This window comes from Algibacter lectus, from assembly GCF_900112395.1.
Lineage (GTDB): Bacteria > Bacteroidota > Bacteroidia > Flavobacteriales > Flavobacteriaceae > Algibacter > Algibacter lectus.
Genome location: NZ_FOLN01000008.1, coordinates 68,349 through 81,118, shown reverse-complemented (window position 1 = coordinate 81,118; position 12,770 = coordinate 68,349). Strand labels below are relative to the sequence as shown.

Annotated in this window: 7 protein-coding genes and 2 tRNA genes; 2 read left to right on the top strand and 7 right to left on the bottom strand. The window is 36.3% G+C overall.

The window, feature by feature from the left end; all coding sequences use genetic code 11:
* The first annotated feature begins 20 nt into the window (after positions 1-20).
* Positions 21-3,275, top strand: a complete 3,255-nt coding sequence (locus BM246_RS14050) for an efflux RND transporter permease subunit (RefSeq protein WP_074938765.1) — start codon at positions 21-23, stop codon at positions 3,273-3,275.
* Entirely contained in the window at positions 3,265-4,716 is a 1,452-nt protein-coding gene (locus tag BM246_RS14045; protein ID WP_074938763.1) for a TolC family protein, read from the top strand. The genes BM246_RS14050 and BM246_RS14045 overlap by 11 nt, the downstream gene beginning before the upstream one ends.
* Positions 4,717-4,986: 270 nt before the next feature.
* On the opposite strand, the gene BM246_RS14040 is transcribed toward BM246_RS14045, so the two are convergent.
* From BM246_RS14040 to BM246_RS14010, 7 genes are all read right to left on the bottom strand, one after another.
* A tRNA-Asp gene (locus BM246_RS14040) sits at positions 4,987-5,060 on the bottom strand.
* 233 nt (positions 5,061-5,293) lie between these two features.
* A tRNA-Asp gene (locus tag BM246_RS14035) sits at positions 5,294-5,367 on the bottom strand.
* 81 nt (positions 5,368-5,448) lie between these two features.
* A complete protein-coding gene (locus BM246_RS14030; protein WP_074938761.1) occupies positions 5,449-6,378 on the bottom strand; it encodes a DUF58 domain-containing protein in 930 nt (309 codons plus the stop codon).
* 107 nt (positions 6,379-6,485) lie between these two features.
* A complete protein-coding gene (locus tag BM246_RS14025) occupies positions 6,486-7,031 on the bottom strand; it encodes a ClpP family protease (protein ID WP_042496933.1) in 546 nt (181 codons plus the stop codon).
* A gap of 85 nt (positions 7,032-7,116) precedes the next feature.
* A complete protein-coding gene (gene trxA / locus BM246_RS14020; protein WP_042496930.1) occupies positions 7,117-7,434 on the bottom strand; it encodes a thioredoxin in 318 nt (105 codons plus the stop codon).
* Between the two features lie 264 nt (positions 7,435-7,698).
* Positions 7,699-12,087, bottom strand: coding sequence for a DNA polymerase III subunit alpha (gene dnaE, locus BM246_RS14015; RefSeq protein WP_042504382.1), 4,389 nt, complete (start codon positions 12,085-12,087; stop codon positions 7,699-7,701).
* A gap of 188 nt (positions 12,088-12,275) precedes the next feature.
* Positions 12,276-12,725: a ferritin-like domain-containing protein gene (locus BM246_RS14010; protein ID WP_042496928.1), complete on the bottom strand. Its 450-nt coding sequence runs from the start codon at positions 12,723-12,725 to the stop codon at positions 12,276-12,278.
* Between the last annotated feature and the right edge of the window lie 45 nt (positions 12,726-12,770).

Below are 12,770 nucleotides of genomic sequence, written 5' to 3'. Positions count from 1 at the left end.
TACTAAATCTCAAAAAAATCATGTTTAAAAAATTTATACAAAGACCCGTTTTGGCCATCGTCATTTCGGTCATTATCGTATTTACTGGCTTGCTTGCTATTAAGCAATTACCCATTTCGCAATTTCCGCAAATTGCACCAACCACTGTTAATATTTTTATCGCCTATCCTGGTTCTAGTGCCGATGTATTGGTAAATTCAACATTAATACCACTAGAAACCGCTATTAATGGCGTGCAAGATATGCGCTACATAGCATCTGATGCTACCAGTGCAGGAGAAGGTACTTTACGTGTTATTTTCGAACCCGGAACCGACCCCAACGAGGCTGTAGTTCGCGTAAAAACAAGAGTCGATCAGGTTATGCCGTTGTTACCAGAATTGGTACAGCGAGAAGGCGTAGTTATTACGCCTGTGCAACCAAGTATGCTGATGTATGTAAATCTTTTTAGTAAGAAGAAAGACAACGACGAAAAATTCTTATTCAACTACGCTTACACTAAAGTAATACCAGAAATTCAACGTATTGATGGCATAGCAAGTGCTAAAATTTTAGGAAGTAGAAAATACGCTATGCGTGTTTGGTTAAAACCCGACCGTATGCGTGCCTATAATATTTCGGCCGAAGAAGTTCTAGAAGCCATGGAAGACCAAAGTATTTTGGCTAGACCGGGTAGAATTGGTAGAAGCTCAGGCAAAACAGCACAATCTTTAGAATATGTACTAACCTACGAAAACCGCTATAACGAGCCGGATCAATACAAAGAGATCATAATTCGAGCGAATGAAGAAGGTGAAATCATTAAACTATCAGATATTGCCGATGTTAATCTTGGTAGTGAATTTTTCGATATTTATTCAAATTTAGACGGACAACCATCGGCCTCCATTGTATTAAAACAAACTTTTGGAAGTAATGGTAGCGACGTTATTACTTCTGTTAAAGAAAAATTAGACGAGTTAAAAAAAGACTTACCACCGGGTATGGATTTTCAAATTAGTTATGATGTCTCTAACTTCTTAAACGCTTCCATCGAGCAAGTTATCCACACACTACGCGATGCCTTTATTCTTGTAGCTATTGTGGTTTTCTTATTCTTAGGAGATTGGCGTTCTACCTTAATTCCTATTATCGCCGTTCCCGTATCATTAATTGGTGCCTTTTTCGTTATGCAACTTTTCGGGCTATCCATTAACTTAATTACACTTTTCGCTTTAGTACTCGCCATTGGTATTGTGGTCGATAATGCTATTGTAGTCGTCGAGGCCGTACACGTTAAAATGGAAGAAGAACATCTTTCACCTTACAAAGCATCATCTGCTGTACTAAGTGAAATTGGAGGCGCTATTATCGCAATTACATTAGTTATGGTTTCGGTATTTATACCAACATCATTTATGTCAGGTCCTGTTGGGGTTTTCTATCGTCAATTCTCTATTACCATGGCAGGATCAATTGTTATTTCAGCTATTGTAGCCTTAACACTTACACCCGTACTTTGTGCCATGCTATTAAAAAATAATCACGGTAAAGCAAAAAAGAAATCCATAATAGATAAGTTTATTGCTTGGTTCAATAAAGGCTTCGAACGTCTTACCGGTCGCTATGTTAATTTATTAAATAAAATTGCGGCACGACGCATTATTACTTTTGGAATGCTAATCGCTTTTTGCGCGGGTATCTATTTTACAAATGAAGTGTTACCGGCTGGATTTATCCCAAATGAAGATCAAGGGATGATTTACGCCATCATTCAAACACCTCCAGGAGCGACTTTAGAACGTACGAATGAAGTTGCAAAAAAACTTCAGAAAATTTGTGAAGAAACCGAAGGTGTAGAATCTGTTTCCTCTTTAGCAGGTTACGAAATTATGACGGAAGGTCGTGGCTCTAATGCAGGAACATGTTTAATTAACTTAAAACCATGGTCCAATCGTGAACACACCGTACACGAAATCATGGAAGAATTAGAAGAAGAAACTCGCGACTTAGGAGCCGTAATTGAATACTTCGAGCCACCAGCCGTGCCAGGCTTTGGATCTTCGGGAGGTTTTGCTATGCGTTTATTAGATAAAACAAACTCTACAGATTATCATCATTTCGAAAAAATCAACAATGAGTTTATGGCAGCCCTATCCAAGCGACCAGAATTAACGGGTTTATTTACCTTTTTCTCTGCAAACTATCCGCAGTACAAATTAAAAATTGACAATAAAAAAGCGATGCAAAAAGGCGTTACTATTGGTAAAGCTATGGAAAACCTCAATATTCTAATAGGTAGTACTTACGAGCAAGGTTTTATCCGTTTTGGTCGTTTCTTTAAAGTTTATACACAAGCCGCTCCGGAATATAGAGGATTACCTTCCGATCTTCAAAAACTTTACGTGAAGAACGAATCTGGCGAAATGGTTCCATATTCTGCATTTATGACTATGGAAAAAGCTTTAGGCCCCAATGAAATTACCCGTTACAACCTCTATAATTCTGCAGCTATTCGCGGCTTGCCTGCACCAGGTTACACCAGTGGAGACGCAATTAAAGCAATTAAAGAAGTAGCTAAAGAACAATTACCAAGAGGTTACGATATTGGCTGGGAAGGCTTAACTTTCGATGAAGCAAGCCGTGGTAACGAATCCATCTATATTTTCGCAATTGTTTTAATTTTTGTGTACTTCGTGCTTGCCGCTCAATACGAAAGTTTCTTACTTCCGTTTGCGGTAATCTTATCGCTTCCTGTTGGGGTTTTTGGTTCGTTTATTCTACTAAAAGGTATGGGCTTAGCAAATGATGTGTATGCTCAAATTGGCGTTATTATGCTTGTTGGGTTACTCGGTAAAAATGCCGTATTAATCGTAGAATTTGCAGTACAAAAACGCAAACAAGGGGCTAGCATACTAGAAGCCGCTATCGAAGGATCGAGAGCAAGATTCCGCCCCATTTTAATGACCTCTTTCGCTTTTATCGCAGGTTTAGTGCCCTTAGTCATGGCTTCTGGAGCAGGCGCTATCGGAAACAGAACCATTGGCGGATCTGCCATGGGAGGTATGTTTATAGGTACCGTGTTTGGAGTACTCATTATTCCTGGTTTATATTATGTATTCGCAAAATTTGCCGATGGCAGAAGCCTTATTAAAGATGAAGCTTTAACCTCTGTAACAGACGAATTAATGCATTTAAGCGAAAATAAAAACCAAAGTGAAGTAAACGCTACCAAAATTAACAAGCTTACCAAGTTATTGAAAAAACTCACTAAAAAAAATAATGATGAAGCATAACATAAAAAACAGATTAAAACATCTGCCAACTATGTTGGTTGGTGTTTTTATTGTGGTTTCGGTGTTTTCTTGTGTGCCAACAAAAAACATAAGAGAAGCAAACACATCTACACCCAAGGGATTTAAAAACCAATCGCTAGACACCACAAATACAGCAAGCATAAATTGGAAAAACTATTTTACAGATCCCAATTTAACGGCTTTAATAGATACAGCATTAGCCAATAACCAAGAGCTTAACATGATGTTGCAGCAAATAAACTTGGCTAAAAACGAAATTAAAGCTCGTAAAGGCGAGTACCTACCATTTGTAAATGCTTACGCTGGAGCGGAAGTAGAAAAAGTTGGTGAATTCACTCGAAATGGCGCTGTTGAAAAAAACTTAAAAGTGCATGAAGAAGATGCTTTTCCTGAACCTTTACAAGATTATTCTATTGGACTTTCCGCGTCATGGGAACTCGATATTTGGAAAAAACTTAGAAACAGCAAAAAGGCCGCTGTTTTAGAGTATTTATCATCTGTGGAAGGAAAAAACTTTATGATAACAAATCTTGTTGCAGAAATTGCCAATTCATATTACGAACTTATGGCTTTAGACAATCAACTAGATATTATTAACCAAAATTTAGAGCTACAACAAAACGCTTTAAGTATGGTGAAAATTCAAAAAGAGGCAGCTAGAGCAACTGAGTTGGCTGTACGCCGATTTGAAGCTGAAGTTTTAAAAAACCAAAGTAGCAAATTCGATATTCAGCAAAACATTGTAGAAGTTGAAAATGGAATCAACTTTTTAGTTGGGCGCTATCCACAACATGTTGATCGTAGTTCTAAAAACTTCATTAATAAAAATATCGGAATTATAAACGCGGGTATTCCATCGCAGTTATTACAAAACAGAACAGATATCCGAAAAGCCGAATTAGAACTTTCTGCATTAAAGCTAAACACAAAAGTTGCTAAAGCCAATTTCTATCCTTCTGTTGGTATTTCTGCTGGTGTAGGCTTACAAGCTTTTAAACCAAAGTTTTTAACAAACACACCAGAATCTTTAGTTTATTCTTTAGTTGGTGATGTGGTTGGACCGTTAATTAATAGAAATGCTATTAAAGCTGAATATGCCAATGCCAATGCAAAACAACTGCAAGCTGTTTACGAATATGAAAAAACGATTCTGAATGCTTATGTTGAAGTATCTAATGCCCTTTCGAACATAGATAATCTAAATAAAAGTTATGCTTTGAGAGACCAACAAGTAAAGGCTTTAAATGAATCTATTGATATCGCGATGAAACTTTTTAAATCTGCTAGAGCAGAATACACCGAAGTACTATTAACACAACGAGAGGCTCTAGATTCTCAAATAGAAATAATAGAAACAAAAAAAGAACAACTATTGGCCCATGTAAATATCTATAAAGCATTAGGTGGAGGTTGGAAATAATACTTAAATAGATTAATAGCAGATCTTTTTAGTTAAAAAAAGCCGTTTTACAGATGTAAAACGGCTTTTAATTTTTAAATATTATTCTGAAGGTTATGTCCTAAATAAAAAAGCATTCCGATTTTCTTAAAAGAAAAAAGGAAAGCTTTTCATTGGATTACCAAATTAAATCTGGCAAACTACTTCCCCGAATAAATTCGGGAACAACACAACTTCTTATTGCACAAAAAAAGCCCTAATTTCTCAGAGCTTCTTTGTTTGCAATTTTAGCGGTCTGGACGGGACTCGAACCCGCGACCTTCGCCGTGACAGGGCGACATTCTAACCAGCTGAACTACCAGACCGTTGCATTATTGCGAGTGCGAATATACACTATTATTATAATCTAACCAATTTTAATTTTACAATTAAAACAAAAAAGCATCCCAATCTTCTTCACAGAAAAAAGGAAAGCTTCTCATTGGATTACCAAATTGAATTTGGCAAACTACTTCCCCGAATAAATTCGGGAACAACACAACTTCTTATTGCCAAAAAAAGCCCTAATTTCTCAGAGCTTCTTTGTTTGCAATTTTAGCGGTCTGGACGGGACTCGAACCCGCGACCTTCGCCGTGACAGGGCGACATTCTAACCAGCTGAACTACCAGACCGTTGCGTTATTGCGAGTGCAAAGATACACGCTTTTTTAAATCACACAAACTTTTTTTATTATTTTTTTGAAAAAATTTCTATCAAACAAACCGCTGTCGCTCTACCATGTACGTTGTCAGGATGTTACTAAAATTTTTATTTATATCCGCTTCAACGTATTTTATTTTGTATTGTGCGCATTTCAACTTCAAATTAGAAAAATAGTTATTTACCGTTTTACTATAGTTTTCTTTTATGGAATCGGCATACAGGTTAATATGCTCGCCAGTTTCAACATCAATAAAACGTTTTGGTCTATTATCGAAATCAAAATTCAATTCTTTTTCCTTATCGAAAACATGAAACAAAACTACCTCATGTTTATTGTATTTTAAATGACGTAATGCTTCAAAAAGCTTTACCTCATCTTCCGAAGTTTGAAACATATCAGTAAACAAGAATATTAAGGAGCGTCTATGGATGTTTTCAGCTATTTCGTGCAAGTACTTGTAAGTTTCCGTTTGCTTCATTAGCGGCTTCGAGAGTACCGCATTACTTAACTCATGTAAAAGCATTTGATGGTGGCGCTCACTTCCTTTTTCCGAAGCATAAAAATCGTAAGCATCGCTGTATATACTTAAGCCTACAGCATCACGTTGTTTTTTTAGCATATACATTAGAGCTGCAGATGCTAAGGCAGAGAATCCAACTTTATTTAATTCAGTAATAGAAAAATTATTTAACTCCGGATAATGCATAGAACTACTGTTATCCAAAATAATGTGGCAGCGTAAATTAGTTTCATCATCATATCGCTTGGTGTACAGCTTTTCCGTTTTGGCAAATAACTTCCAATCAATATGCCTTGTGCTTTCTCCTGGATTATAAATTTTATGCTCTGCAAACTCTGCCGAAAATCCATGAAACGGACTTTTATGCATACCAGCAATAAACCCCTCGACTACCTGCTTTGCAAGTAATCCAAGATTTTTAAAACCCTCAGCTTTATTTAGTTCGTTTTGCAAATTCATATCACAACAGTTAATTACACTTTACTTGTTAAACAAAAAAAACAGACCTAATTGTGAAGTTTAACTCAACAAGCCAGTCTGTTTAATAGTTCTAAAAAATTGTTTTTTTATTTAGCAACCTGATCTACAATACCGTAAGCCACAGACTCATCTGCACCCATCCAATGGTCACGATTAAAATCTTTCATTACTTTTTCAAATGTTTGCCCACAATTGTCTGCTAAAATTTGAGCACTTAATTCTTTAGTAATTACAATTTCTTTAGCCGTAATTTCGATATCACTAGCTTGTCCACGAGCACCACCACTTGGTTGGTGTATCATAACACGAGCGTGAGGTTGGATAAAACGTTTTCCTTTTTGCCCTGCCGACAAAATTAACGACCCCATAGATGCTGCAAAACCAGTACAAACTGTAGAAACTTCACTTTTTAAAGACTTAATACAATCGTAAATAGCAAAACCAGAAGTTACATAACCACCTGGACTATTAATATAAAGTGTAATATCTTCAGTACCTAAAGCATCTAAATACATCAATCTATCTACAACATGCTTAGCAGAATCATCGTCAACCTGGCCCCATAAAAACACTTTACGTTGCTCTATAAAATTACTATCTATTGCGTCTTGAATTTTTTTATGTCCACTCATCTTTTTAATATCTTTTAATTTTCATCTAAAATAAAAAAAGGTTCACCATTACGGCAAACCTTTTCAATTTTTCTTTTAGTATATGTTATAAAAGCGCATCAATCGCTTCTGCGTAAGTCGCTTTAGGCGCTACACCTACTTGACGACCAACAACCTCACCGTTTTGAAAAACCAAAACTGTAGGAATGTTACGCACTCCGTATTTTGCAGCAAATTCTTGATTTGCATCTACGTCTACTTTACCAACAACGGCTTTTCCTTCGTACTCACTGCTAATTTCTTCAATAACTGGTCCAACCATTCTACATGGTCCACACCAAGCTGCCCAAAAATCAACTAATACCGGTTTATCACTTTTTAAAACCGTTTCCTCAAACGTTGCATCCGTAATTTCTAATGCCATAATATTTATATTTTTAATGTTCTTAATTCATTTTAATAACACAAATTTAGTCAAAAAATTCTCGAATCCTTACAAAGCCATCATTTGTTTTACCTATAACGGCATTGAGCAGAGCTATTTAATGATATATTTTGGCACTACCGCAAGGGTCGCGCTTTCACTACTCGCTCCTTCTTATCGTCGGAGAACTTAAACACGCCGTTCAATCCCTAGCGCTATTTAGAATGGGTTTTAGGGTTTTGGATTTTGATTAAATCCTCTAAACTAATTCAACTTATACTTAACCTGTTGTACCTCTAATTCTGTTATAAGCTCTTGGCAAACTTTCACCTTTTGCTTTCTACTAATCATAGGTAACTTAATTTTTTCTTTCATATCATAAACTAAAAAATTAAGCGCTTGACTTCCTGGATGCTCATTCAGCAACTCCTTTAAAGCTATAATTTTTTGCTCTGTTAAATCTCTAACATCTAATTGAATAGATAATTTTTTGGCATAATTTTCCATAACATCGTGTAATAGCTGAAAACTATTAAACTGTAATCGTGGATCACTTTTCTTACCTGTATCTTTATTAGTCCAACCTTCTCGAACAAAGGTTTTCACAAACACGAAACTATTAATCATAAAAAAGTGTCGAAACTTTAAGTACTCTTCACCAAAAACTCTAAATTCAAAACTATCGGTATAATCTTCAATGGTAAACATTGCCCAACCTTTACCTTGCTTGCTTACACGATGTTGCACATCGGTAACCACACCACCAAAAACAATTTCTCGGTTTACGTAAAGATTTAAATCATTAAACATACTAATAGTTCCATTACAGAATGTTTTCATCTCTGTTTTAAAGTCGTCCAACGGATGTCCTGAAATATAAACCCCAACCACTTCGCGCTCCTTACTCAGCTTTTCCATAGTTCCCCACTCTTCACAAGGTGGAACTTCGGGTTCTGGTATTTGCACATCACTAGCTTCACCAAATAAACTTACTTGTGCAGAATTCTCATTTTCTTTATGTTTTTGTGCGTATTTAATTGCCTTTTCTAAAAAAGTAATACCATCGCCATCATCATGAAAATATTGAGCTCGATGTGTATCGGCTAAACCATCAAAACCACCAGCTAAAGCTAAATTCTCGAAAGCTCTTTTATTTGCAGCCCGTAAATCTATTCGTTTTGCTAAATCGAAAATAGACTTATATGGACCATCTTTTTCTCTATGCTCCACAATAGTCATTACAGCACCATGCCCCACTCCTTTTATAGCTCCCATTCCAAAACGAACGGCGTAATCTTTATTAACAGAAAACTTATAAAACGACTCATTAACATCAGGACCAAGAACATCTAGCTTCATACGCTTACATTCTTCCATAAAAAATGTAACCTGTTTGATATCGTTCATGTTGTTCGATAAAACAGCCGCCATATATTCAGCAGGGTAATGCGCTTTTAAGTAAGCTGTTTGGTAAGCGATCCATGCATAACATGTCGAGTGCGATTTATTAAAGGCATAACTCGCAAAGGCTTCCCAATCTTTCCAAACTTTCTCTAGAATTTTAGCATCGTGTCCATTGGCACTGGCTTGCTCAATAAACTTAGGTTTCATTTTATCAAGAACGGCAATTTGCTTTTTACCCATTGCCTTACGCAAGACATCGGCTTCACCTTTGGTAAACCCAGCCAAACTTTGTGAGAGTAGCATTACTTGCTCTTGGTAAACGGTAATACCATAAGTTTCCTTTAAATACTCTTCCATTGCTGGTAAATCGTACTCAATATCTTCATCACCATGCTTTCTACGAACGAAACTAGGAATATATTCCATTGGCCCCGGACGATACAAGGCATTCATGGCAATTAAATCTTCAAAAACAGTAGGCTTTAAATCACGTAAGTGTTTCTGCATACCAGGCGATTCATACTGAAACACCCCAACCGTTTCTCCACGTTGGAATAACGCATAAGTTTCTTCATCATCTAAAGGAAACGTTTCGGGATCCAAAAGAATGTCATGTTTCGCTTTTACAATTTTAACCGTATCTTTAATCAGGGTTAATGTTTTTAACCCCAAGAAATCCATTTTTAGTAATCCAGCATCTTCCACCACCGAGTTATCAAACTGGGTAACATATAAATCGGAATCTTTCGCCAATGAAACCGGCACGAATTTGGTAATATCATCGGGTGTAATAATAACACCACAGGCATGAATACCCGTATTTCTTACCGAACCTTCTAGCGTTCGAGCTAGATTTAAAGTTTCGGCTTGCAAATCACTACCGTCTGCAATATTTAAAAGCTCATTAACTTTCTCTAAATCTTCTGCTCTAAATTTTTGTCCGAGTTCCTTTTCCGAAAGACCAAAAATCTTTCCGAGTTTAGACATATTCGGGATTAACTTCGCAATTCTATCGGCATCAAATAATGGCAAATCTAATACACGTGCGGTATCTCTAATAGATGATTTCGCCGCCATGGTACCGTATGTAATAATTTGTGCCACTTGGTTGGAGCCATATTTCTCGATTACATAATCCATAACACGACTTCGACCTTCATCATCAAAATCGATATCAATATCGGGCATACTTACACGATCGGGATTTAGGAAACGCTCAAAAAGTAAATCATACTTCAGCGGGTCAATATTTGTAATCCATAAACAATATGCAGCAACCGATCCTGCTGCAGAACCACGACCAGGACCAACTGAAACATCCATGTTCCGCGCTTCTCGAATAAAATCTTCTACAATAAGGAAATACCCAGGGTATCCTGTTTTTTCAATTACACCTAACTCGAAATCGAGGCGTTCTATAACAACCTCCGAAAGCTCTTCTCCGTAACGTTTTTTAGCACCTTCATAAACTAAATGACGTAAAAATGCATTTTCACCACGCTTGCCTCCATCCACTTGATCCTCCTCATGAACAAATTGCTCAGGAATATCGAAGGCAGGCAATAATACATCTCGAGCTAATTGATAAGCCTCAACTTTATCAACAACTTCCTGCACGTTAGAAATGGCCTCAGGAACATCTTTAAAAAGCTCCTTCATTTGGTCGGGAGATTTAAAATAATACTCCTTGTTTGGCATACCATAACGGTATCCACGACCACGACCTATTGGTGTTGCTTGTTTTTCGCCATCTTTTACACACAATAAAATATCGTGAGCATTAGAATCTTCTTTCTTTCTGTAATACGTATTATTAGAAGCTATTAATTTAACATCATGCTTTCTTGCTAAAGAAATTAATGTTGGATTTACACGATCTTCATCTTCCTGATTGTGACGCATAATTTCCACATATAGATCGTCTCCAAACTGTTCTTTCCACCAAAGCAATGCTTCTTCGGCTTGATTTTCACCAATATTCAGAATTTTACTTGGCACTTCACCATATAAATTTCCTGTTAAAACAATTAAATCTTCTTTATATTCTTCAATTAACTTCTTATCAATTCTTGGTATATAATAGAACCCATTTACAAAGGCATGCGATGATAATTTTGCTAGATTATGATACCCATTTTTATTTTTGGCGATTATCACAATTTGATAACCGTTATCTTTCCTCGACTTATCTAAATGGTTTTCACACACAAAAAACTCGCACCCAATAATAGGCTTCATTTCTTTTGCAGTAACTGTCGCTCCAGTAATTTCGGCCTCCTTCTTTTTAGACTTTACACCCGCGTTATGTTTATTTACCGCATTCACAAAGTGAAAAGCCCCCATCATGTTAGCATGATCGGTAAGTGCTACAGCCTCCATATTATATTCCGCTGCTGCGGAAACAATATCGGCAACACCCATTGTAGATTGCAATACCGAAAACTGCGAGTGATTATGTAGATGAACAAAATCGACATCGGCTAAAGCTGAAACGTTTTGCTTAATATCTTCGGAAGATAAACCACTACTTTCACTTTTCTTTATACGCGCAAGAATCTTGGCACTTTCACGCTTTAGGTTTATGTGTTTTAAACCAATAAGATCAATGGTAGCCGGATTTGCCTCATTAAAACTCTGAAAATACTCAGGATCAACATCCAATTGCTCTTTGGTATACTGTCCCAAACGAACCAACTCGAAAAAACAACGTGTAGTTGCTTCCACATCGGCCGTGGCATTATGCGCTTCAGAAAAACCTACACCAAATAAATGCTCGTGTAATTCTGATAATGTTGGCAATTTAAACTTACCATAACGCCCACCAGGAATCTCGCACAACTTAGCTGTATGTTCGGTACAAGTATCTAAAACAGGAAGTTCTTGCAACGGGTTTTCCACATCACCCCGTACAAACTCCGCACCCATAATATTTAAATCGAACTTTACATTTTGCCCAACAACAAATTTAGTTTTACCTAATGCTTCATTAAATTTCTCTAAAACTTCGGCTAACGGAATACCTTGCTCTTCTGCTAATTCCGTAGAAATACCGTGAATTTTTTCAGCATCATAAGGAATATTAAAGCCTTCGGGCTTCACCAAATAATCTTGATGCTCAATACAGTTTCCCATATCATCATGTAGTTGCCAAGCAATTTGAATACACCTTGGCCAGTTGTCTGTATCTGTTATCGGTGCGTCCCAACGCTTTGGTAATCCGGTAGTTTCTGTATCGAAAATTAAGTACATGCCGTATTTTAGTCTTTTGAAATTAAGCTATTTAACCTTTAAAACCTTCTTTGTTTTTACAACGAAAATTTGAGTAGAAAAAGTTTATAAAAATACAGAGAATTTTTTCTTTTTTGGCTTGATACCCTAAAGAGTTTTAAACAAATTGGTATCTCGCCATAAATTGCACTTATAGAATACAATACCTATTAGCTTACAAGTTTCATTTCAAATTTGCGCGAAGCTATAGCAATTTCGATGGCGTTTTTTTGATTTACCAACAACGTTATAATGCGTGTTGGTAAAATTCTATCCTTAAGCACATCGTTATATTTAGCTAAATTAGCAACATCTCTTTTTACCGCTTCTTGCAAAATCAAATCCACATTATTTGATGCAAACATAGCTTTTAAACTCATAGAAATTTTATGCAAATCGCCCATTAAGCTTCCTGAAGTTTTTGGCTCTTTACCATAACGTAGAATTTCTTTTTTTATATCTTGAGCAAACAACCTACGCTCTACCGATTTTCTAACAAAAAACTCTATTAACGTTCTATTTTCTACATTTTCAGCAGCACTAAGATAGCTTTTCTCGGCATCGTAATTTTTAACTAATAATTTATTTAACTGTTTCGATATTTTTTCTGAATAATCCATAATCATGTTTCATTTAAAAATTCAACAACTAATTTAAAGATGCTT